Annotated in this window: 11 protein-coding genes; 7 read left to right on the plus strand and 4 right to left on the minus strand. The window is 58.1% G+C overall.

What is annotated here, in order from left to right; genetic code table 11:
- The first annotated feature begins 15 nt into the window (after nucleotides 1-15).
- From HCU74_RS09815 to HCU74_RS09835, 5 genes are all read left to right on the plus strand, one after another.
- Entirely contained in the window at nucleotides 16-804 is a 789-nt protein-coding gene (locus tag HCU74_RS09815) for an SDR family oxidoreductase (RefSeq protein WP_168450260.1), read from the plus strand.
- 118 nt (nucleotides 805-922) lie between these two features.
- On the plus strand, nucleotides 923-2125 hold the full coding sequence (locus HCU74_RS09820) for an acetyl-CoA C-acyltransferase (RefSeq protein ID WP_168450261.1): 1203 nt from the start codon (nucleotides 923-925) through the stop codon (nucleotides 2123-2125).
- 129 nt (nucleotides 2126-2254) lie between these two features.
- Nucleotides 2255-2524 carry a DUF4212 domain-containing protein gene (locus tag HCU74_RS09825; RefSeq protein WP_168450262.1) on the plus strand — a complete coding sequence of 90 codons (270 nt, stop codon included), beginning with the start codon at nucleotides 2255-2257 and terminating at the stop codon, nucleotides 2522-2524.
- A gap of 6 nt (nucleotides 2525-2530) precedes the next feature.
- The gene (locus tag HCU74_RS09830) at nucleotides 2531-4264 is read left to right on the plus strand and encodes a sodium:solute symporter family protein (RefSeq protein WP_168450263.1); all 1734 of its coding nucleotides are present in this window, start codon (nucleotides 2531-2533) and stop codon (nucleotides 4262-4264) included.
- A gap of 107 nt (nucleotides 4265-4371) precedes the next feature.
- Nucleotides 4372-5250 (plus strand): bile acid:sodium symporter, encoded by an 879-nt coding sequence (locus HCU74_RS09835; protein ID WP_168450264.1) that lies wholly within the window; start codon nucleotides 4372-4374, stop codon nucleotides 5248-5250.
- A 19-nt stretch (nucleotides 5251-5269) separates the two neighbouring features.
- Here HCU74_RS09835 and HCU74_RS09840 read toward each other — a convergent pair whose 3' ends face one another.
- A complete protein-coding gene (locus tag HCU74_RS09840) occupies nucleotides 5270-6325 on the minus strand; it encodes a patatin-like phospholipase domain-containing protein (protein WP_168450265.1) in 1056 nt (351 codons plus the stop codon).
- A 230-nt stretch (nucleotides 6326-6555) separates the two neighbouring features.
- Here HCU74_RS09840 and HCU74_RS09845 point away from each other — a divergent pair, with 230 nt between their 5' ends.
- The gene (locus tag HCU74_RS09845; RefSeq protein ID WP_168450266.1) at nucleotides 6556-6936 is read left to right on the plus strand and encodes a VOC family protein; all 381 of its coding nucleotides are present in this window, start codon (nucleotides 6556-6558) and stop codon (nucleotides 6934-6936) included.
- A 410-nt stretch (nucleotides 6937-7346) separates the two neighbouring features.
- Entirely contained in the window at nucleotides 7347-8912 is a 1566-nt protein-coding gene (locus tag HCU74_RS09850; RefSeq protein WP_168450267.1) for a DUF3369 domain-containing protein, read from the plus strand.
- A gap of 29 nt (nucleotides 8913-8941) precedes the next feature.
- On the opposite strand, the gene HCU74_RS09855 is transcribed toward HCU74_RS09850, so the two are convergent.
- From HCU74_RS09855 to HCU74_RS09865, 3 genes are all read right to left on the minus strand, one after another.
- A complete protein-coding gene (locus HCU74_RS09855) occupies nucleotides 8942-11224 on the minus strand; it encodes a mechanosensitive ion channel domain-containing protein (protein ID WP_345889675.1) in 2283 nt (760 codons plus the stop codon).
- Between the two features lie 236 nt (nucleotides 11225-11460).
- Nucleotides 11461-22530, minus strand: coding sequence for a neutral/alkaline non-lysosomal ceramidase N-terminal domain-containing protein (locus tag HCU74_RS20000; RefSeq protein WP_246864565.1), 11070 nt, complete (start codon nucleotides 22528-22530; stop codon nucleotides 11461-11463).
- A gap of 358 nt (nucleotides 22531-22888) precedes the next feature.
- Entirely contained in the window at nucleotides 22889-24397 is a 1509-nt protein-coding gene (locus HCU74_RS09865) for a protein adenylyltransferase SelO (RefSeq protein WP_168450269.1), read from the minus strand.
- Nucleotides 24398-24484 lie beyond the last annotated feature (87 nt).

A 24484-nucleotide genomic window follows, 5' to 3' on the forward strand; every position in this document is an offset into this window, starting at 1 on the left:
TTTTCGGGAGCCATTATGAATATCCATCAACCACAGTATGTCAACGGCCACGGTCTGCTCAAGGGGCGCTCGGTGCTAATCACCGCAGCAGCGGGGGCGGGTATCGGCTTTTCTGCGGCCAAGCGTGCGGTCGAGGAGGGCTGTCGCAGCATCGTTATCAGCGATGTTCACGAGGGCCGCTTGCAGGCGGCGGTCGAGCAATTGCGCGCTGATACCGGGCTGGAACAGGTGGCGGGTAAGCTATGTAACGTCGCCGACGAAGAACAGGTTCAGGCGCTGATCGCCTTTGCCGAAGACTTCTGTGGCGGCGTCGATGTGTTGATTAATAATGCCGGGCTGGGTACGACAAAGGCCCTGATCGATATGGAAGACGCAGAATGGGATCGGGTGATAGACGTCACCCTTGGCGGCACCATGCGTATGACCCGGCAAATGATGCGTACCATGAAGACCCGGGGCGAAGGGGTTATTGTCAATAACGCCTCGGTACTGGGCTGGCGAGCGCAGAAGGAACAGTCTCATTACGCCGCCGCCAAGGCCGGAGTGATGGCGCTAACCCGCTGTGCCGCGCTGGAAGCGGCAGAGTTTGGTGTGCGCATTAACGCGGTTTCGCCGTCACTGGCGGTACACCCGATGTTAAAAAAGTCGGCACCGGAAGATTTGCTGGCAGAACTTGAGGGACGCGAGGCCTACGGCCGTGGGGCAGAGGTCTGGGAAGTGGCGAACGTGATGATTTTCCTGGCCTCGGATTATTCCAGCTACCTCACCGGGGAGACCATCAGCTGCTCCTCTCAGCGGGCCTAGTTCGATTAAAACACACGGGATAAACAGATCATAACAACACGCCGGATCATCGGCGACGATGCGGGTACGGCTTACCGTCGATACCTGACAAGGGTTTAAGACTACATTGGAGTTCAGTATGAGACAGGCAGTGATTGTGTCAACGGCACGTACCGGTATGGGCAAGTCCTTTCGCGGTGCATTGAATGACACTGAAGCCCCGGCAATGGGCGGCCACGCGGTGCGTGCTGCGGTACAAAAGGCCGGCATCGATCCCGCGTTAGTCGAAGATGTGATTATGGGCGCCGCCGCTCAACAGGGTACCCAATCCTACAACCTCGGTCGGCTGTGCAGCGTTGCCGCGGGCTTGCCCGACACTGCCGCAGGCATGACGATGGACCGCCAGTGTAGCTCGGGGCTGATGTCCATTGCCTGGGCGGCAAAGTCGATTATGTGTAACGAAATGGATGTCGCCGTTGCCGGTGGCGTCGAATCGATTTCACTGGTTCAAACCAAGCACAAAAACACCTATCGCAGTGTGTCGAAAACCGTTACCGATATCGATGTCACTGCCTATATTCCGATGATCGAAACCGCAGAGCTGGTTGCCGAGCGCTACGGTATCAGTCGCGACGCTCAGGACGAATATGCCCTGCAAAGCCAGCAGCGGGTGGCGGCGGCGCAAGAAGCGGGATTGTTTGCCGATGAAATCGTGCCATTTTCGACCCGTATGGCGGTAGTGGATAGGGAGACCAAGGAAGTCAGCTACAAAAACGTGGTGCTGGATCGCGACGAGTGCAATCGCCCCTCCACCACACTGGAGAGCCTGCAAAGTCTGTCGCCGGTGTGGAAGGACGGGCAGTGGGTGAAGGAAGGGCGCTTTATTACCGCAGGTAATGCCTCTCAGCTTTCCGACGGCGCATCGGCCTGTGTACTGATGGACAGCGTTCAGGCTGAGCATTTGGGCCTCGCACCGCTCGGCGCCTATCGTGGTTTGGCGGTGTCGGGCTGCAAGGCCGATGAAATGGGGATAGGGCCAGTCTACGCAATTCCCAAGCTGCTCAAGCGCCACGGCCTCAAGGTGGATGACATCGGTCTGTGGGAGTTGAACGAAGCCTTTGCCAGCCAGGTGATCTACTGCCGCGACCACCTTGGCATCGACAATAACAAGTTAAACGTCAACGGTGGCGGCATCGCGATTGGTCACCCCTTTGGCATGAGCGGGGCACGATTGGTGGGCCACGCTTTACTGGAAGGGCGTCGTCGCGGAGTGAAATATGTGGTGGTCACCATGTGTATCGGTGGCGGTATGGGCGCGGCGGGCTTGTTTGAAGTCTTCTGATCATGGCTTGCTGACGCGCTAAGCATCGTGTCAATCACGCTTTCAGAGCCAGAATACCAGTAGAGGTATTCTGGCTTTTTTGTTTGCGGCGCGTTACAACTAGCGGAATAGCAGAGGAGATAATAACAAATGCCTTTTAAATCCCGGGAGCTTGCCCGCGCCTATTGGAAGGAAAACCTGCGATTGATGTTCTGGCTGTCGCTGGTTTGGTTTGTCGTGTCCTACGGCTGCGGTATTTTATTTGTCGATGAACTCAACACCGTCCGGCTGGGTGGTTTCAAACTGGGCTTTTGGTTTGCCCAGCAGGGTTCTATCTATGTGTTTGTCGCTCTGGTGTTTATCTATGCGCGGATGATGGACAAGCTCGATCGCAAGTATGGCGTTAACGACGAGGACTGATCGCCCATGGATTTAAAAACACTGACCTATCTCGTGGTGGGCGCAACCTTTTTGCTGTACATCGGTATCGCGATCTGGTCCCGGGCGGGATCAACCAAAGACTTTTATATCGCCGGCGGTGGCGTCCACCCCATTGCCAATGGTATGGCCACCGCAGCGGACTGGATGAGCGCGGCGTCGTTTATTTCGATGGCGGGGTTAATCGCCTACATGGGTTACGGTGGCTCGGTATTCCTGATGGGCTGGACCGGGGGCTTTGTCTTGCTGGCGATGTTTCTGGCGCCCTATCTGCGCAAGTATGGCAAATTCACTGTGCCCGAGTTTATCGGTGATCGGTTTTACTCGCGAACCGCCCGTATTGTGGCGGTGGTTTGCCTGATTATCTGTTCGGTTACCTATGTTATCGGGCAGATGAAGGGCGTTGGCGTGGCGTTTTCCCGCTTTCTTGAGGTCAGCTATGACACGGGCCTGTTGATCGGCATGGCCATTGTGTTTTTTTATGCCGTTGTTGGTGGCATGAAGGGAATTACCTACACCCAGATTGCCCAGTACTGTGTGCTGATAATGGCCTACACCATTCCGGCAATATTTATTTCCATCAACCTGACCGGTAATTGGTTACCCCAATTGGGCCTGGGCAGCACCATTAGTGGCGGTGATGTCTATCTGTTGGACAAGCTGGATCAGGTGGTCACCGACCTCGGCTTTGATCAATACACCACCAGCGAACGATTAAGTACCCTCAATATGTTTGCCTACACCCTGTCATTGATGATTGGTACGGCAGGGCTCCCCCATGTGATTATTCGCTTTTTTACCGTGCCAAAAGTGAGGGATGCACGCAGTTCGGCGGGCTGGGCCCTGCTGTTTATTGCGATTCTCTACACCACGGCACCGGCGGTGTCGGCCATGGCCAGACTCAACCTCCACAACACTATTGCTCCACCTGGTGCCGACAGCAATCTCGCCTATGAGGAGCGTCCGCAGTGGTTTCAAAACTGGGAAAAAACCGGCCTGCTTGCCTACGAAGACAAAAACGGCGATGGGCGGATTCAGTACACCGCCGATGCAGAGAGCAATGAAATGGTCACTGTCGATCGTGACATTATTGTGCTGGCCAACCCGGAAATTGCCGGATTGCCCCACTGGGTCATTGCGCTGGTGGCCGCCGGTGGCCTGGCGGCGGCGCTCTCTACGGCGGCAGGTTTGCTGCTGGCGATCGCCTCGGCGATTTCCCATGATTTGCTGAAAGGGGTGGTTATGCCCAATATCTCGGAAAAAGCGGAGTTGCGGGCGAGTCGCTTGTCCATGGCCGCTGCCATTGGCTTTGCCGGTTACCTCGGTTTAAATCCGCCGGACTTTGCCGCAGGCACGGTCGCGCTGGCCTTTGGCCTGGCGGCGGCATCGATTTTTCCGGCATTGATGATGGGGATTTTCAGTCAGCGGATTAATCGGGAAGGCGCCATCGCTGGGATGATCGCCGGTATCAGTGTGACCTTGCTTTATGTGTTTCAGCACAAGGGCATCATGTTTGTGCAGAGTACTGCATTTCTCGGCGATATGCCGGAGAACTGGTTTTTCGGCATTGAGCCAAATGCCTTTGGGGTTGTGGGTGCGGTCGTTAACTTTACCGTGGCCTATGGTGTGTCTGCGGTCACTCAAGCGCCACCTGCAGAAATACAGGAACTGGTCGAAGATATTCGCACCCCCAGCGGTGTTGGCGCAGCCCAGGAGCATTAGTGTTAACAGGCCCTTGTATTCAAGGGGAAATGTCATCCAGGTGATAGTCTTTGGCTGCGCAGTGGGCTAGGGTGACCGCTCAATAATAATCTACAGGAGTGTGCACCGTGGGCGCGAGTACCCTGACCGATATAGGTCTCCCGTTGTCGTTGTTTCTGATTATGGTCGGCATGGGCATGACCCTGACCCCGAAAGATTTTCGCGAGGTTCTGGTCGCTCCACGGGGAACCCTGTTTGGCCTGTTTGCGCAGATTATTCTGTTGCCAGCGGTGGCCTGGGGTGTCGCTATTGCGCTGGATCTCAATCCGGCGTTGGCGGTGGGGCTGGTGATTATCGCCGCCTGTCCCGGTGGCACAACCTCGAATTTGTTTGTATTTCTTGGCAAGGGCGATGTTGCTCTGTCGATATTACTTACTGTGCTCGCCAGTTTAATCACCATTGTCACTCTGCCAGCCTATACCGGCATGGCACTGCAATATTTTAACGATAGCGACCAAGTGTTGGCGCTGCCGGTGATGCGTACGATTCTGACCTTGTTTGTGATTGTGTTGCTGCCAGTGATGATCGGTATGCTTATACGACGCTATCAACCCGGTCTCGCCGCCCGTTGTGAGCGCGTGCTTGGGCTGTTGGGCATGGTGGTATTGCTGGCGGTCATAGCACTGGTGCTGGTTGAGCTAGGCAGCGAGGCGGTCGAGTTATTCAAATCTGCCGGGCTGGCGGTGATCGCACTCAATATTGTAGGCCTGCTACTGGGCCACGTTGGCGCACGGGTGATTGGCTTGCCGCCGGAACAGGCCTTCGCGGTAGCGATCGAACTGGGGATTAAAAACGGCACGCTGGGCTTGATGGTTACCCTGACACTGCTGCAGTCCGAGGCCATGTCGGTGCCGTCGGCGGTTTACGGCGTACTCATGTTTGTCTTTGGTTTTATTATGATCGGCATCGCTCGGGCCAGTGGTCTTGGGCAGGTCAAGGCGGCCTGATCGACCTCGGCCACCGCGGTTAAAGGTAGTGGCTGAGGTCGCCTTTCTCCAGCCGTTCGGCCAGGAACTCGGCAAGTTCTTCGCTGCGTCTGGCGACTGACTGCCAGTCGCGAATCCGTGCAGCATCGTTACCCTGGTAGCGTTTGAAGTCGGTGCGGTCGGGGATCTTGCCATTAGGCAGGCTGGCCACCCACTCCGCAGAGGGGTGCATGATGAGGTAGTTGTCCAGATTTTCGGCACGTCGCCAGGGCACATATTTGTCGAGCCAGCCGGGAATGACCTGGTCAGAAAAATGGGGCATCAGCACCAGCCCGTTGTCCCGGTCCCCCTGCAGCGGCAGATCAATGTGGTAGTCCACCATGCCTCCGTCACGGTAGCGTCCACCTTGACCATGGATATTGACACTCTCCATTACGAAGGGGATGGACCCACTGGCAAGCAGGGCGTCTGCCAGATTCTGTTGGGTCAGGGCAGGGAGCTCGGTATTGAATCCCGGAAAGGCGAAGCTTGGCAGTTTGCCGGGGCGGGGGTCACCGAACACTCTGCGCTGTAAAAAACGGCTGAGTAGTGGCCGGTGCAGGGTATTCAGCGCAATGGCTGCGGCGAATCCGGCGCTCATACGCAGGGGCGAGTCGTAGGCAGTCCACCCCAGCGCTCGGGCGGTAATGATATGCAGGCGCGCCCAGGGGTGGCTGAGAATTTCGCTGCCGCCGCGGTCGCCCAGGAGGTCAATGATAATATCCCGCGCTGTCGTGGTGACTTGTCGGGGGCTGGGTTGGCCGTCGTAACACTGATGAATATAGCCGTGTTCCAGACGGTCAATGGCCGCCAGTGGGTCTGCCTGGGCGACGGCGGCGAACCGCCAACTGCCGATGGACGCGCCTACCAGCGGCAGGGGAGCACTGCGCCCTTGCAACCATTGGCCAAATAACAGGCGGTCAAGACCGGCCAGTACCAGCCATTTAGGGCCGCCAGCTGCGCCTGCAATTGCGGCCAGCTGCTGAAGGTGCAGGCCGTCCTGCTCAATCACTTTTCGGGCGGTAGCGCCGGCTTTGAAAATCAGGGGGGCTTTCAATGGGATATCCGTCTGCTTCGTCGTCGTGTTTGCGGGCGACCCGGTTTCGTGCTTTGCTGTCACACCGTCGCAGTCATGCCATTACTAAAAAATATTGCGGCAATGGTGTTGTACCGAGGGGAAATCGCAATCGCAGATTTCCTCCGCCAATAATAGCGGATTAATCCCGTCGGCAGACCATGCCGAGGTCGAAATACGCCAGATTTACATTTTATTCTCAGGAGAAAACTATGTTCAGCCATATTATGGTCGGTGCCAATGATATTGAAGCATCGCGCAAGTTCTACGATGCCATACTCGGTGCCTTGGGCTATGGCCCCGGGGTGTTTGACCCCAAAGGGCGTTGCTTCTGGTTTACCGACACCGGTGTCTTTGCCATTACCACCCCGATTAACGGCGAGCCCGCCACACATGGCAATGGCAGCACCATAGGATTCGCCGCAGCCAATCCTGAGCAAGCGGATGCCTGGCACGCTGCGGGTCTGGCAAATGGTGGGGTGGCCTGTGAAGAGCCGCCAGGGCCCCGGGAAGGCCCCTCAGGCAAAATATACCTGGCGTATTTGCGCGACCCCTCAGGTAATAAGGTTTGCGCGCTGCACCGCATGGGCTAGTGCTGTTAATCCCCATTGAATAGCCGTCAGGCGAAGTGGACCACGGCCGGTGTTTGACGCTGGCGGTGGTTCGCCGGTTTCTTATTCGTCAGGACTTCCAACTGAGCGATAATTCGCAGCCGGTTGCGCAAGGCGACATATCGGTCTCCAAAGCCGAATACCCATTCCTTAACGTAAATCCCCTGGCGCTAACCGATGCCGTTTCCTGCAGAAGCACAGCGAAGGGCAGACGATGCGTGTTTGTACTGTTTCGCCTCTGTAATAACGCGTAGACAATGCGGTCCAAAGTGCCCTATGACACGTAAAAATGCGCGTTATGTCTCGGTTTAACACGATTGATGTCGATGCATAAGAACAGCGACACTGGAAATCGAAAATGAGCTTTAAATTGAACCGAAGAGAGTGTCCATATGAATAACGATGATGCATTGATGCTGTCACCCGACAACGAGGATGTTGATGGGGGGGATTCTACGGCGTCGATAGAGCCGTGGAAAATTCTGATCGTCGATGACGAGGAAGCCATACATGCGGTCACCAAGCTCAGCTTGCGCAATATGCAGGTTCTGGGTCGCTCTATTCAGTTATTTCATGCCCGCTCCGGCAAAGAGTCGATTGAAATCATGCGCCGTGAAAAGGATATTGCGCTGGTGTTGATGGATGTTGTAATGGAAACCGACCACGCCGGGCTCGATGCGGTGCGAACGATACGTGAGGAATTGAACAACCAGGAAGTCAGGTTGGTACTGCGAACCGGTCAACCGGGGCAGGCTCCAGAGTTCGAGGTCGTCACCCATTACGATATTAATGACTACAAGGAAAAAACCGAGCTGACCTCGCAAAAACTGCATACATTGGTGTACACCAGCATCGGCCATTACCGGCAATTGGTCGCGCTGAATCAAAGTCGCTCGGGGCTGGAAAGTGTTATAGATGCCTCTGCCAGTATTTTTGAGAGTCACTCCCTTGTGCAGTTTACCCGCGGTGTACTCACGCAGCTTTCAGCCTTGCTATACAGCAAGGAAGATGGATTGATTGTCGATGCCATTGCGGTATCCCGCGAGGCGGAGGATCAACGTCATCGACTGGTTGTCAGCGCGTGCAGTGATCCGAATGCTCAACTGGAAGGCATGGAGGTGGATGCCTGCCTACCACCGACGGTCGCCAGGCGCATTCGCGAAGCGGCATTCCGACAAGAACCGCTATTCGGCGAGGGCTTTTTCACGGCAAATTTCCGCTCCAGACGGGGCGATGTCCATATCGTTTATTTGAGCTGCGACCAGGATTTTTCGGTGGCGGACCGCAGATTAGTCAACCTGTTTTGCCACAACGTCGCAATAGCCTTCGACAACCAGACCATGTACCAGGAGGTTCTCGAAAGCCAGCGAAAACTGGTGCTGTTGTTGAGTCAGGCTGTGGAAGAGCGGTCAGAGGAATTAACCAATCATGTCAAAAGGGTGGCTGAGTACACGGCGATTATTGGCACCTGTCTGGGTATTTCCGACGAGGATGTTGAGGTATTGAAATTATCGGCGGCTCTGCACGATGTGGGTAAGATAGGTATACCCGACGATATTTTGAATAAGCCGGGCAGGTTGACTGACGAAGAGCGCGAGGTGATGGAAAGTCACGTAGAGCGCGGTGTGTCGATATTGGGCGAACAGAAGGGCAATCTGCTTACACGGGCTGGTCAGGTGGTTGCCGCCCACCACGAGCGGTGGGACGGAAACGGCTACCCGAACCAACTTCAGGGGGAGGAGATCGATCTGTTCGGGCGTATTACCTCGATAGCGGATGTGTTTGATGCCTTGAGCACACGGCGAGTGTATAAGGAACCCTGGCCCATGGAAGAAGTTATCGCCTACTTTAAGGAGCAGCGCGGTAAGCAGTTTGACCCGGTATTGGTCGATATCTTTCTGGATAATATGGACAAGGTGCTGGAAATACATACCCGTCTTCACTGCGAGGCGGCGTAACCCGCCTGCAGTGCGTTGCCGGATTCCTTTCAGTTGGAGTCCGATTTGGGAGTGTCGCCGGTAATGTGCGGAAGCTCCTCGCTTCCCTCACCGTTTGCCGCCGCAACACGCACCTGTGCGGGGGGCGCAACGCCATCCTTGTCTTCACCGAAGTACAGCGTCGTGTGGGGGAAGGGGATCTCTATACCCGCGGCGTCAAAGTGCATTTTCACCAGGCGATTATAGGCGCGTCCCACAGCCCACTGCATACCCGGTGAAGTCTTTATCAACACTCGAATATTAACCGAACTGTCGGCCAGTGCTGATACACCAGCCACCTGCAGGTCGTCGAGGATGTCGTTGCTGAATTCTCCTTCGCGCAACTCAGCGAAGGCGGCCTGCAGATGTTCAATCGCGTGATCGATATTTTCACGGTAGGCAATACCGTATTCGCCAAGGTGGTAGGCGAAGTCCTTGGTGTAGTTCGACACCGCGTCAACAGCAGAAAACGGCACAATATGGTAGGTGCCGGATAAATCCCGCAGGGCGACAGAGCGTATACCAACGCGCTCGACGGTACCTTCATAACTGCCTACGTTGACATAGTCGCCGGTGTTAATCGCGTTTTCCAGCTGGATAAAGACACCGTTAATCACATCCTGTACCAGCTTTTGTGCGCCGAAACCCACGGCGAGACCCATTACACCGGCACCGGCGATCAGAGGACCAATTTCGACGCCAATCTCCGACAGCACAATCATTACCGTCATAACGACAACAACAATGGCGAGGGAGCTGAGAAACAGTCCCTGAAGGGTTTCAGCCCTCGCGGCAGCGGCAGGTGTGGGCTTGGTGTCCGGTGACAGGCGGTGCTCGATATAGCTTGCCGCAGCTATCCACACCGCCGTTGCGAGAATCATAATCAGCACGATGTCGAACAGGGATGCGACGGTGCTGCGTCCCGCGTCGGTGCTGTACCAGCTATGCAGATCGAACACTGCCCAGGCATCCAGCGCCAATGTGGTGACGATTGCGCCGACCAGTATGCGCAGCACTTTCAAACCGGTTGGCACATAGGTGTTCAGACGGATTTGAAGTTGCGGCAGAGGTTCATAAAGAGATGGCGGCAATTTTATTTCCCGGCCGATAAATTGCCGAATCACTACCAGCAGCAGCGCCCCTGCGCCAATATATACACCGGTCAATGCCGTTGCTTTGGCGATAAAAGGCAGGGCCGTAGTGGGATAAAGCAGGCTGGCGAAGACCACCGCGGCGGCATAAAAAATCGCCAATACATGCCACAGTCGCGCTAGCAGTCGCAATGCAAAACCACGACTGCCGGGGCATTGGGCTGCTCTATTCGCCAGCAGTTGGGCAACAGTGCTTTTATTGCGGAAGACCACGCTGACGAAGTACAGCGCGGCAAACAGCACGATAAGTGTCGCGATTGCTGCGCCAAGCTCCGGAGAGGCATTTTTATTGATAATGGGGACAACAGCCAAAATGCCGTAACCGGTAAAGCCCGCCAGCACTGCGAACACCCGGTTGCAATATTTGGCCGAAGCCTCTTTTAATGGCAGCAAACGCAGTGCCGGAAAGCGCCCGGCGAACAGCATGCGCAGCAGCAGTTTAAGCGTCTCGACAATCAGAAAGGCGTTGAGTAGCAGTGCCAGACGAGTGCCGTTGTCAGGAGTATTTTCCGACAGGCCCGAGGTAATAAAATTACCTGTGATATAGGCACCGGCAATCGCCAGCGCATCGATTGCCGCCGCTGCAACGACGGCGCCGACGGTACGGAGCATGGCATAGCGGCCAGAGCCGGTTGTGGCCCAGCGGTTCAATCCGGCAAAGCCTGGCCGTGCGAGACGGCGCAACAATAGAAACATAGCAAAGGTCGCCAATATCACGATTGCGATGTCCTTCGTGGCCGCCAACAGCGCCGCGGTGTTGGCCATGGGGTTGACGTTGTCACCGGACAGCAGACTTTCCACAGCGCTGCCCATTACCGCAAATTGCTCTTTGACGTTACCGCCGGCATTGGCGGTGACGGTGGCAATTTGTCGCGCCAGCGACGGCCCCTGGTGCACCTGTGGCGATTCAGCAGGTTCTGGTGTTTCGGCTGCTGCATCGTCGTCGGCAGCACGCAGGCGATCGATCAGTTGCTGTCTTGTAGTGTCGTCTTCGAGTAAGTCAGCGAGGAGTTGCTCGCTGCTGGGCTCGTTGGGGGAAGGGTGGTTGCCCGGTGTTTGGGCGAGGCCTGGTTGACTGATTGTCGCCAGGGTAATGAGGAGCAGTGCCAGTAGGCGGGCAAGTGTCAATCGCAGTGGATACACGCTTTTTCTCCTTGTTTGCCGTGATGCGAAGTGGATAGCTTTCCTCCCTAAAGCTCCGACGTGAATCGCCGGAGAAATTTCTATATGACTATTGTGAGTCTGTCAGCAAATTGCGTTCAGAGTTCACTACAGAGAAAAATTTATTAGCGGAAGGGCGTAAGGCTGTGGCGCACTGAGGATAAAAAACTCGGGAAGGAATGTCCCCGGAGCCACTGTATGGGCTCCGGGGACAAGGCTTATCGCAGGGGGATTGCGATGGGCGTTAACCGGGCTCTTACCGTATTGGCGTAGGGCTCGGCGATATTTTGCGGTGTTGATGTCGGCACCATAAACTGCCATTGCTGACCGTCGATTTCGGTCAGGGGAGCGGGGGTGAAGGCATTGTCACTGTCGTGGGTAAAGAAATAGTGAATGCCGTGGGCACCAAAGGCCCCCTGCCGTTGGTCGCAGCGCAGGCTGGCGTAGTCGGTGCCGCCATTGGCCGCTTCGTAGCCGCTGATGACCCGCTGGTCGCTGGAGACTTCTCCCGGCCAGGGTCGCGCTATGGGGTCGTCGCCTGTACCGTCGTCAAGACAGGCGTCGTCGCGGTAGTAGGGGACAATCAAGGGGTTGCTCAATGCCTGGGCATTTTTCAGCTCAAAGATGTACACCAGCGAGCCAGTGTCGCCCTTGCCGGATACCTGCTCCCAATTATTGAATCCCAGTGCGAGATTAAACGTGGGGTCCGGCGCATCGAAGAAGGCCTGGCAGCGTTCCAGCTCCGCAGTGTCGGGAGCGCCGACGAAGGGTATTGGCAGGGCATCGAGACGCTCGATCACATCAAGAATGCCGTCGCGGATCTCAGGTGGCGTATCGCTGTAGAACTGCTCGCAACCAGGTAGCGAGTCAATCTGGCCGAGTTCGTCGTTAATACCGTCAATAGGCACCCCCTGGGGGCGGAACATGGTGTAGTAGCGCCCCTCGGCCACATTTTCATTGGCCTCGGGCACCATGGCCGAGCGGTTGTAATCCCACGAGGTGTACAAACCATCGGGCGGAATGGGGTGAACCCGGATTCGGTAACGGTAGGTAATCAACTCATTGTAAAAGGTCTCCGTCTTGGTCACGTTGGTGCCTGAGTCGGCGCCCCATACCTCACGAATGGCGCGGACTGCCCCCCGGCGCTCGCCGATCAGCGTGGAGTTAGCTTCCCAGTTCACCTGTTCGTCCTCAAAACCCACCAGAGACACTGTGGAGTCGGGGCTTTGCTGGAAGGCACGCCCTTTCCAGCGGTCGATCAGGTCGGGGCGAGCCGTCCAATAGTCGCTGTCGGTGGTGTTATCTCCCGGGGATTTAATGCGAATATCCCGCACCATCCATCGCCCACTGGCCTCCCAGCGGTAGGTGTCGGTGGTGACCACGGTGCCATCCCGGGGGAATCGGTCGCTGCTGGTGCGGCTGATATTTTCGCCGTCGTCACAAACGCTGCCACTGCGATTAGGGCCGTAGCCGGTGTTGCTGCTGCCGAGTTTTTCCGGGTCGTCGGCGGCGAAAAATCCGCGGTCTATCCACTGGTCGGCATCGGCGTTGCGCTGATAATTGACATAGCCGTTTGCACTGGCAAAGCTGGAGCCGCCATTTTTCTGTACCAGATACACCGCCCGGGGCGGTGCGGCCTCACCCTGCAAGGGGTCGAGTAGAGATACGACCTGTACCGCGTCCCAGTCGTTGGGGAAATTGTTGTCGGCTTTCAGGTCGCCGGCATCGCCGGCCATGAACACCACTTCATCGTCGTCGTCGAGACCACGCACCGGGTCAGGGGTTGCCGGTGCATATTCCGCGGTGCAGCCCTCGCCATAGGCATTCCACATTTCCCGATCCCAGACATAACTGAGCTCGGGGTCTGTCCCCGAATAAAACGAGAAGCTCGAATTGGCGTTGGCCAGGAAGTAGGGCATGCGCTCATCGACCTGAACCGGTATTTCTACAAAGCGGTCTGTGCTGCTGTCGTAGCGGTAGGCGGCGATGCGGTTGACGTCTGCGCCACTGGGGATCTGGTCTTCCATACCGGGGGCGGGATAAATCAAGGTGCCGTTGTGGGCACTGCGATTATCCAACTCGAAGGGGCCGGGAACCGCCCCCGCTTCGCTGACGCCGTCGGGGTAGGGTTTGGCGATTCCTTGAGCTGCTGGCACGCTCCAGCCGGGCAGCTGTGCACCAGTCAGTATTACCGGCTCAATGCGGCGCTCGGCGCTGGCGGCTTGCTGAACACTGCCACTGGCGCTGCTGCCCAGCCCCAGAGCGTTGCCCAGTTCCCTGTCGAAGTCTGCACTGTTGCCGGTGCTGGCGGCGGCAATAGCGGCGTTCACACTGTCAGTGTCGCCGCCCAGAACATTGCCAAGGTCGGCGGCAAATTGGGCAAAGGCTGCCTGAAAGCCGCTGTTAGCGGCGGCGGTGTCGCCAGTGATAAAGAGTTGTATCACTGTGGACATGCTGGCAAAGAAATCGGCGATAGCACCGGTCAGTCCCGTGCCTCGCCCCGCATTCGAAGGAGTCTCGGGTAGCGGTGTGTGATTGCCGTAGATATCGCTGCCGCTGACACTGATGCCGTTGCCAAGGTCGGTTATGTCAGCACGGTAGACCGCCACGGGCTGGCCGTTGCGCATGGTAATTACAGGTAAGTGGCTTTCTACGGTATCGCGACCATTACTGAACACCACTGAACCCGCCCTTACCGGTGCGGGAAGCTTTGGGTCAACATCCCGGTCGATCAGACGGTAGTTGTCGGGGTGCGGGGTATAGGACAGTGTCGCTTCGTAGCGGTGGTCGGCGTAGGCAACGGCCTCTCCGACCACAAGACTGTCACTGGCGGATACGGTAAAGCCGCTGGATTCAATCTTGTAACTGGCATTGCCGGTGTCGATATGTCGCCCGTGTACGACAAAGCGGTAGCGCCCGGTGGGCCAATTAACGGGGGCCTCAAAGGTGGCGCTCCACAGGTGGCTGCCGGCGCTCAAACGGTAGTCGAGATGTATTTCGTAAAGGCTTGCCAGTGCCTCGCCATTGCGCCGGACAACATTCTGCCACTCGCCGTTTTGCTTTTGCTGTTGCAGGGTTACCTTAGGGAGATCGAGCAGTGGGTCGCTACCCTCCCAGGTGAAATAGGTGGTAGCGAATCGCGGAATATCCCCCGGTTGCTGCTGGGCAATCGGGTTGCCGTTGAGGGGCAGGGCGGCCGGTTGGGGAACACTATTGTAGTAATCGCTGTACAGGTCGTAGTCGATACTAAGTTCATCGGTGGGGGCGGCGCTGCCGTCGCGCAGGGCGCGAACAAGGTCGAGTTGGGCGTTGAGCAAGCGTGCGCCTAACTTCCAGCCCCAGAAGGTAGTCGTGCCCTCGGTGCCGCCCAGTTCCCAGTCCGCTTTGATGTCGGGCAAGAGGTAGCCAATATGGTCCTGGGCGTAGCCCCAAATAAAGGTGTCGGTGGCTTGGTAGCCCTCGTTTGCTGCGGCCTCGATCAGGCGCAGGCCTTGCTCAACCAGTGCTTCGCCCGGTTGGGCGAGAAACAGGGCGCTGCCGATTTTAAATGCGGTCAAGCGGGTGTCCTGGGGGACAAAGGCACCGTTTTCGCCGACGCCGTTGTCGGCGAGATCCATGGGGTCAGGCATGGGGGCGGGAAGACAGGCGGGGATGCTTTCGCCGCTGTCCGGGCCGGTTACCGGTACGCCAAGCTCGGGGTTGCACTGGGCAGCACCCCATTCATAGGGAAACTCATCGCCGGAGTAGCCCAGGGTATCTCTGGACAGCACGATACGCTGCGAGACCACGCGAATGTCCGGCGCAAGGTCGAGGTTGTTCACCGAGTGATATATCGCCATGACCTGGGGAGCCATCAGTTTGCCATAGCGCTCCATGCCCTGGAGTTTGGGGCGCGCGACGTTGCGCGGGCTGACATCACCTGCGGCACTTTGCACCAGCATTGCCACTACGGGGCGGTCGAATTGCTGCTCGACTTCACGTTCGATTGCGGCGAGGACATCGCCTGAAAAATGGAGGTTTTCAACATCGAAGGCGATGCCGTGGGCGGAATAGTTCACCACAGTGGCCAGTGGCTCGCCCTGGGCGTCGTCGATGCGCAGTACGCCAATACGCTTGCGCAGCTGATCCTGTTGGGCAACCCGCTCGGCGGTGTAAATGCTGCGGCTGCGGCGAAAGCCGTTGAGCCCCTGTTCATCACTGCCAGTGGCGTAACCGAATTGGGCAGGCTGCTGGTTGCGTACCGATTCGGCTACCACTTCTGCCAATTGGCTTACGATGCGGCGGAACAGTTCGGGTTGATAAAGATCCATTGCCAGCCAGAAGTAGCGGGTGGAGTGATTGGCAATCGCACCGGGGCCATCGTGGGTGTGGGTTGCCGACATCACCAGGCCCTGTTGCAGGCTGCAACCGGCGGGCAGGTCATCACCCAGCAGTGCTTCGGCCTGTTCTGCAACCTTGACTACCACTTCGTCGAGCATACCGATGAAATCGGTTTTGACCATAACGACGCAGTCGCTGCCATCATACAGCGACACCGCTTTGGTAATCAGTGAATCGTAATAGCCCCTTGTGGGTGGTGAGTAGGTGGCGTAGGGGGCATGTACCGCGCGAAGTTCATCGGGAACGCTGGGCAGGGGGTGTCCGTCGTGATCCTGTGCGGGGAGGAAATCGGCAAATTCATCGACAAAGGCCTGGAAGCCTGTAGCGGGGTTTATGTCGGGGAAGTCCTCGAATTCCTGGGCGACTGGAATATAGTCGCCGCCCACGGGAGGGCGCGCGTAGCCACCCAGAGGTGTGCCCACCGGCACGCGCAATTCCCGGCGTGCGGTGCCCGCCATGAGCATAGACGGCGGCGTGCCGTTGTCGCCCTGTTGCGGTGACGGCTCGTCGAGAATGAGTCCGGCGGCAGTGCCGGCCTGCTGGGCGCCAGCGATAGCGATGTCTCCGGCGAAGGCACCGGAACTGCTCTGCAGGGTGTTAATCGCGCTGTTGAAGTCCCCGGCGGCAAAGGCCGCCATGGCATCCCCCAAGCCTGCAGAGAGTGCATTCAGGGCGGCGTCAAAGCCATCTTCGGGTGGCGTGGGCGAGGGCTCGCCAGAGGGTGGTGCCACCGGTGGTGTTCTCGGGCAGTCGCCCGGTGAGCGCACATATTGGGTATGGCGAGTGTCGATAACCCGGCCCTGACGATGCAGGAAGTGGGCTTTCTGACACATACCATGGGCGACGCCTCGGGGGTAACCGTGGGGGTCGTGCTCATCACCTCGCGGGGCAATATTGCCGATGGGCGGGGTGACCGTTTTGCCCTCGTCAAACTCGATAAAGGCCGACTTGTCGCTGCGGCAGCCACTGACGCAGAGACTGCCGGCAGGGCTGTCGTAGGCGGTATTGTCGCGGTCAATCAGCGGCAGTTGCCAGAAATATTCAACGTCGGGATCACGCTCGGTGAAGAAGTCGAATTTGTTGTTGTAGCTGAACGGCACACCATCGCCAGGTGCCCGCTGGTAGAGATCGGCAATCTCGACGCCCACGGTGCGGGCCATGACCTGGGCACTCCAGTGGGTCACCTGATGGTCGGCGAAGGCCGGTTGCAGCAATACCTGGTTATCTGGCCCTTTCAATACGCTGTTGTCGCTGATGTGGTGGGCATAGCCATTGTTTTCACTGCGGTCCCACAGCATCTGCATCAGCGCAAAGCCAACGTCGCGGTCAAGATCGTCGGGGTAGGACAAGTAGAGTGGCATGGCGTAGGGTGGCAGGCCAGGCTGTGTCGGGTTGAACTCACTGTCGAAGTCGACACTGCGGCGCAGCAGGGTGGAGTAGTTCATGCCCACCACACCGAGTACCGCCCGTTGTACGTCCTTGGACACCGCTGCCAGCGCACCGCCGACTATGCCTCCCTGGGAGTTGCTGTCATAGAACACTTCGCTGTTGTCGAATACCGGCTGGCCGTTAAGGCGGAAGGCCTCGTGGGCGCCAAAGCCGTCCTGGTGGCGTAAAGCCCGGGCCAGGAACATATAATTCAACAGGCCCTGTTGGGAGGCGTCGGGGATGACGGCGAAGTTGGACAGGTCGGCCAGTACGCTTAATACATTGGGAACATCGCCAGTAGAAAACCCGAAAAGGTCGACCGCACACAGCAGGAAGTTATAGTCGCGACTGAATTCCGGCACCCGCTCATAGGTCACGGCCTGGTGGCCATCGAGCAGTCCGTGACCATAGATGGCGGCTCTGGCCGGGTTGGTGGCGCTGGCTTGCTCGGGAATCTGGCAGGTAAAGCGTGTTGTCATTGTGCCGGTGCTATCGGGCAGACCGTCGCCGTATTGCTGGTCAGCGGTGCCATCAGCCGGGGAGTAAAACAGACGGTTGGGCGGCACGGAGCCACCATCGGCGATTCCGACGCCCTCGAACAGGGCCTCGCAGCCTGAGCGCATATTGTCTTCGGGAATTCCGGCACAGAGTGTTTCCGCTCGAGTGCTGACGTTGTCGGCTGGCGCAGGGTCAGTGGGGGTCACAAAACTGGGTACGATAATGGTGCCTTCGATGCGACGGGCAATCCCGCTGCGTGGGGCTTCGGTGACCTTGTCAACGGAGAATGTCGGGGCGTTGCCAAGGGCCAGAATATTGCCGTGAGGGTCTTCCTGCTGACCGAGAGACGAAAAGGCTGTGTCTCGCATATGGCGCAGCCGATTCACGGTGTTTTCGGCGCTGGCTACGGTAAAGTCCCAAGCCAGGTAGAGGTCACTGTGGTTTATCGCGATGCCGGCGTTTTCGAGCACGGGTCTTACGTTGGCGTCCCATTGGGCGCAGCGTTCGCCTAGCTGTGGTATCGCGGTAGTTTGCTGGTCACGGCAGGTACGAAATGAGGGCTGGGCGGCAAGGTAGTCGTCGCTGTTGGCGCTGGGGAGTCGTCTCAGCACGGCGACATAGCGTTTGCCGTGATCAAAATTGCGTGCGGGACGAATAATTACCGCCGCGCGCGGTGCTTTGCCTGGGTCGGGGTTGGCCAGGTTACTGCCGGGCAGCAGTAGTCCGGCGTTCAAATCAATTTCTGCCCAAATTGGGTGGGGCTCGCCGGTTTCCGCGTCGAGCACCAGAATTGACGAACCCTCGAGGTCGAGGGATTCGCTGAGATGGGTGAGTCGCGGAGCACCGGGAATGGTGCCGTCTTCATTGGCCGCAAGACCGGGTACGAAGGTCAGCAACATTTGGCCGGGGCTGAAGCCATCGTTGCGATTCCACTCGCTGGGGTCGATGGGTTTGCCGGCGCTATTGCGCGGCATGCCGAGAATATTGAAATTTACCCGGCGGTCACTGCCGCCACGGCTGGCCGATTGAATGCTGCCATCACTGGCGGCCACGGTGAAATGGTCGCTGGGAAACGGAAACAGACAGTGAGAGGGGTCGAGAATATCGCAGCCCTGAACCTGAGCCTGGGCCGCGTGCAACACCACTTCGCCATTGGCCGGCAGCGGTGCGCCGCCATCGACAAGGTTCGCGTAAATCTGGTCTGCGGCGCCCTGCAGCGGTGGCCCCAGTTCGGGAACGGTTGCAATGCAGCGGCTGTTATCCGGGGTACACACCGCAAAACCGGAGGCGTTGGCGAGCTGTTCGGCGCTGCAGCCCGTTTCATCAACGGCGGCACCCTCGGCGGTAGCCGGGCAGTTGTCGCTGTCGTTGGGCACGCCGTCACCATCGGTATCGGGGTCGGCGCCGGGCAAAACCGCGTCCGTCGATTTCGACGGATCCGGTTGCGCGGCGTCGTCTACCGCGTAAAGCGGCAGTGACACCATGCCATCGATGGTCACCGCAGGCAGGGTGACATCCCGTGATGCCGAGCTGGCGAATTGGGGATGCACCGCGTAGAACAGCACCGCAAGTTCATCGCCACTGTTCAGTCGCTCGGCAATGCCGACCAGGTCGATATCGTGTTCGCCGAGGCCACGCACGGGTTGCAGTTGGTCGTCGATCAACACGAAGTTGCCGCCGCCAGGGGCTTTCTTACCAATGCCGACAAAGGTGATGCTGTCGCAGCCGCTGTCGGTTGGCAGCGCCGGGACAGAGCAATCCTGCGCCTGTTCATTACCACCGGCAAGACTCGATACCGTTACCTTAAGGTGGGGTATTCCCGCCAGAACGGCACCATTTCCGGCCTCGATAGTGCCAATCGGAGCGGCCACGGGTAGATTGCCGGTTAAGTTGGCCACGCCACTGCCGCCATTGGGTACGATGGCAGCGCTGATGGCACGGCGGGTGTAGTTGCTGCTGCCCCGAGGGGCAATGACATCCGCAGCCGCCAACTTGACGGTGTCACCATTGGTGCCAAGAGCAAAGCAGGTGTCATTCTCCGGGGTACCCGGCAGCGTTGCGGGGCTGGCGTTCAGTGGCTTGAGTCGTGCGTTGAACCAGGCTTGCTGTTCATTGCTGGAGTAAAATCCGCAGCTCCCTGCGTCCTGGGTGGGTGAATCAGGAGACTGGGCAAAGGGCAGTACGTGGCCGCCGTTGTGGGTGTAAAGGGTGACATTGGCACCGGCGGCACTCAGACACTGGTAGTTCCACCAGGCGTGGTTGTAGTTAAACAGGGTGTCGGTCATGCCCTGGGTTATCAGTACGTCCAGTCCGCTGAATTCAGTCTGCGGATTCAGCGGTTCACGCAGATAGTCGCCATAGGATTCGCGGCCATCTTCACCCCGGGGCGGAACGTTATAGCTATTGCTTACATCCGCCATCGGGACGGTATCGGCACCATAGCTGAGGTAGGGCATTGTGGGCAGGTTGCTGGCTTTACACCAGTGGCCGAGGCCACCGCGGTATTCAAACCAGTCCAGCGACTGCCGGGGCCATTGGTTGACGGCCAGTGCGCGGGCAAAGGTTTCCTGAATAAACGGATCCTGGCCGTCGTCAAAGGCGACATTTTGCCCCGCCATCATTTTTTCGATGGTTTCCGGGCTGACGAGGCTGGCGCTGCCAGCGGCATTACCCAATCCTGACAAGGCCAGGCCCCACAGTGTTTTTACCGCATCGCCGGGGTTCAGCGCATCGCGCAGGTCGTGCCAGGTGATATCCGGTGCAATGGCGTCGAGGCGTTTTTTGGGGTCGGTGGTAAGCAGCAGAAGCTGATAACCGCCGCCGTAGCTGCCGCCCTGGGAGCCTACGAGCAGGTTGTCGCCACCCACAACGCTCGAGGCGTCAAGGGGGCGGCTGACAAACTCGCCGGTGGCTTCGTTGCGCCATGCCAGGTAGTCGAGATTCTGTTCCAGCCAGTCAAGGATGGCGATCAGGTAGCGGCCCTCGAACTCCGGGTCCATCACTCGAATCGAACCCGATGTGTCGCCGTAACCGCGGGGATCCCAGGACACAACGGTATAGCCGTCGCTACGGAAATTATTAAACCCGGAGGTTGAGCGAGAACTGCCATAGCCGGGCCCATGCAACATCAGGGGGTGGGCGCCACGGGCGATGTTGTTGCAGTCAAAGGTGGCGGGTTCAAGCACCTGGAAGCTGACTTGCTGGGTGACACCGGTGGTATCGACCACGGGAATGACCACCTGATAGCTGCGATTACCCGCCAGATTAAACTGATCCGCACAGGAAGCATGGTGAATCTGGTCGGCACTGCAACCGGTGTTATTAACCGGTGCGTCGCTGGCGGTGTTGGGGCAGCTGTCGCTGTTGTCACCCACGCCATCGGCGTCGCTGTCTGACTGTTCCGATTCATCGAAGGGGAAACTGTCGTCTTCATCGGGAGTGCCGTCGTTATCGTCGTCAGGATCGGCGTTGTCGCCGATACCGTCGCCATCGTTATCGGCGGTTTCACTATCATCAAAGGGGAAGGCGTCCTCCTCGTCATTGACGTTGTCATTGTCGTCGTCGGGGTCGGCGTTGTTGCCGATACCATCGCCGTCGTGATCGGCGGATTCACCACTGTCGAAGGGGAAGGCGTCGTCTTCGTCGTTCACGCCATCATTGTCGTCGTCGGGGTCGGCATTGTTGCCAATGCCATCGTCGTCGGAGTCAAGGGATTCGGTGTCGTCAAGGGGAAAGGCGTCATCCTCGTCATTCACGCCGTCATTGTCGTCGTCGGGATCGGCATTGTTGCCAATGCCATCGCCGTCGGTGTCGACGGATTCTGCAGCGTCGAGGGGAAAGGCGTCGTCTTCGTCGTTTACGCCGTCATTGTCGTCATCGGGGTCTGCATTGTTGCCGATGCCGTCGCCGTCGGTGTCTACTGATTCATTGGCGTCGGTGGGAAAGGCGTCGTCGTCATTGGCCACGCCGTCGTTATCACTGTCGATGTCACAGGCATCGCCTTCGCCGTCACCATCGGTGTCCTGTTGATCGCTGTTCGCGATCGTCGGGCAGTTATCGGCGCCATCACTACTGCCGTCGCTGTCGCTGTCGGCGTTAAGTGGGTCGGTTTCGCTCTCGTCGTCGTTGGGTATGCCGTCGCCATCGGCATCGGCATCACAGGCGTCACCGCGCAGATCCCGGTCGAGATCCTGTTGGCCGGGGTTGGCGATATCCGGGCAGTTGTCGTCGATATTCGCGATGCCGTCGTTGTCGGCGTCGCTCTGGCTGTCGGTGTTATCGACACAGCCGTTCTTGTCAACAACAGCGCCAGCGGCGGTGTCGGGACAGCGGTCAACGGCGTCATTGACGCCGTCGTTGTCACTGTCTTTACCGCCATCGTAGTCAAACTGGCCGTCTGCCAGGTCGGCCTCGCTGGCATCAAGGTGGGCTTTGGCGGTGGCTGCGTCGACAACGCTGCGCGGGCCATCATTGTTGGCTTCGGCAGCGAAGGCGGCGAGGGGGCCGTTATCAAAATCGGCAAAATCCACCGCTTCGGCAAAATTGTTCGCCGCGGTCAGCGCGGCGGGGCTGATCTCGATGCCATTTTCGGGGTTGCCATCGGCGTCGATGGTCATTAGAAAACGCGCAATATTGACCCGGATATCGTCGTTACCCCCCGCCAATGAGCTTGGTGTAACGAAGGGCGAATCGGGATCAGGGGTCAGGCTGCCAAGGGAGATGTTGCCCAGACTGAACGCGACGACTTCTCCCGGGATATAACCAAAGGCGCCATCGGCGGGCGTGCTCTGTGCCGGCGGGCGTTGGTTGCGAAGATAATGCAAACCTTTCACCGGACCGTCGATAAAGTAGCCCGTGTGGGTGGCCCGGGGTGAGCTCGGAGTGCTTGGGGTGGAGGAGCTGCTGCTGGAGCTGCCGCTGCCGCAGGCTGTAAGCAAGGTGCTGGTAATGATGAGCGACAGGGGCGCTTTCACGAATCTCATAGGCATTTTTCCGCTTGTGCAGGCTTATTGTTATGTCGCAGCGTCCTCCCGCTCGATGCCGGGACGACGCTGCGCTACAGGCACGAGATCCGATTTTTGGTCGGAATGGGTGCAGTGTTAGCGGTGAATATATTGATCCGCAACGCGCTTTGCAATCGTTGGGTTTAACGAGGAAGGTAGGTGTTTTTACGCCAAATTATCGGGAGTTAGCGCCAATATCCTTTAAAATCAGCGCTATAACACCGAGGGTAAGTTGTGTTTTGGTGTGTATGGATGACGATTAATTAATATTATTGTCTTAAAATAGCGATCAGTTCTCAAAACCCTGAGTGAGCTCAGTCTCGCTGTGTCAGCAAATTCAGGTGCCGCAGAAAGTCGCGGTAACCTGCTCGCCGGGTTGGGCGGACAGGGCATAGTCGCGGTCCCTGGGTCGGTAGGAAAACGGCGCACGCAAGACTTGATGCAAACGATGAAAGGGCTGCAGATCGCCGTTGTAGGCAGCTTGTATCACAGCTTCGACCAGATGGTTGCGGGGAATATACACCGGATTCGCCCGACACATTTGCTGGTAGCGCTGTTCGTCGCCCAAAGTGTCGGTAGCCAAGCGGTCGCGCCAGCGAGCCAGCCACGGGGCGAACGCCTCGGAAAATTCAAAGATGTCGGCGATGTCTGCGTTGCCTTGTTGATCCGGCAGTGCCTCGCCCGCCAGATCGCACAGCCGGCGGAAGCTCTGGGTGAAGTCACACTGATGGGTGGCCAGCAGATCAAGGAAGTCGCGGTAGAGCTGGTCGTCGTCATCGCCGCAGGTGGACAGCCCCAGTTTTTCCGCCATACGCCGACGGTAGGCCGCAGTCATCACTTCATTGAAGGCATCGAAGCGGGGTTGTACCCGTTCGACCGCCGGTTTCAGGTCTTCTTCGCCGGGCTTTGCAAAGAGGGGCAGCATGGCCTGAGCAAGCTGGGCCAGATTCCAATGGGCTATGGCGGGTTGATTGCCAAAGGCGTAACGACCCTGTTGGTCGATAGAGCTGAATACTGTGCCTGGGTGGTATTCTTCCATAAAGGCGCAGGGGCCATAGTCGATGGTCTCGCCGCACAACAGCATATTGTCGGTGTTCATGACGCCGTGGATAAATCCCAGTGCCTGCCATCGCGACACCAGGTCGGCCTGGGCACGAAGGATTTGATCGAACACGTCCAGATAGGGTTGTTCGGACTGTGCACACTCGGGGTAGTGCCGCTGGATTACATGGTCAACAAGGGCGCGCAACGCGTCGATATTTCGTTGGGCGGCAAAATATTGCACGGTGCCAATGCGCAGATGACTGCTGGCGACACGACAGAGAATACCGCCGGCAAGGGGGCCTGTGTCGCGCAGCACCTGCTCGCCGGTTGCCACGGCCGCCAGGGCGCGGGTGGAGGGAACGCCGAGACGGTGCATGGCTTCACTCACAATATACTCGCGGACAACGGGCCCCAGAGGAGACTTGCCGTCGCCGCCTCTGGAGTAGGGGGTGCGCCCCGAGCCCTTCAATTGAAGGTCGTAGCGCCGCCCATTCCGGGCGATGACTTCACCGAGCAGCAGGGCGCGGCCGTCGCCCAGCTGGGGGTTGTAGTTACCAAACTGGTGTCCGGCATACACCGTGGCTACCGGCTCTGCGCCGCTGGGCATTTGGTTGCCAGCGAGCATGGCCAGGCCTTCCTCGCTGGCCAACCACTCACTGTTGATATTGAGGTATTCAGCGAGTTCAGAATTTAGCTCAACAAGCTCGGGGGCGGGTGCGCCGGCGGGAAGCTGGTGCCTGGCGAAGGCTTCGTTGATCGCGGCGTAGCTATTGTTAAAGCGAATTGGCGGATTGTCGCCCATACTGACCCCTGTTGGATGAAGATACCGGTTGGCCATTGTAACGAAAAATGTTCGGCAGTCGCTCGGCAATTGCCGAAGATGCTTCGG

This window comes from Spongiibacter thalassae, assembly GCF_012272835.1.
Classification (GTDB): domain Bacteria; phylum Pseudomonadota; class Gammaproteobacteria; order Pseudomonadales; family Spongiibacteraceae; genus Spongiibacter; species Spongiibacter thalassae.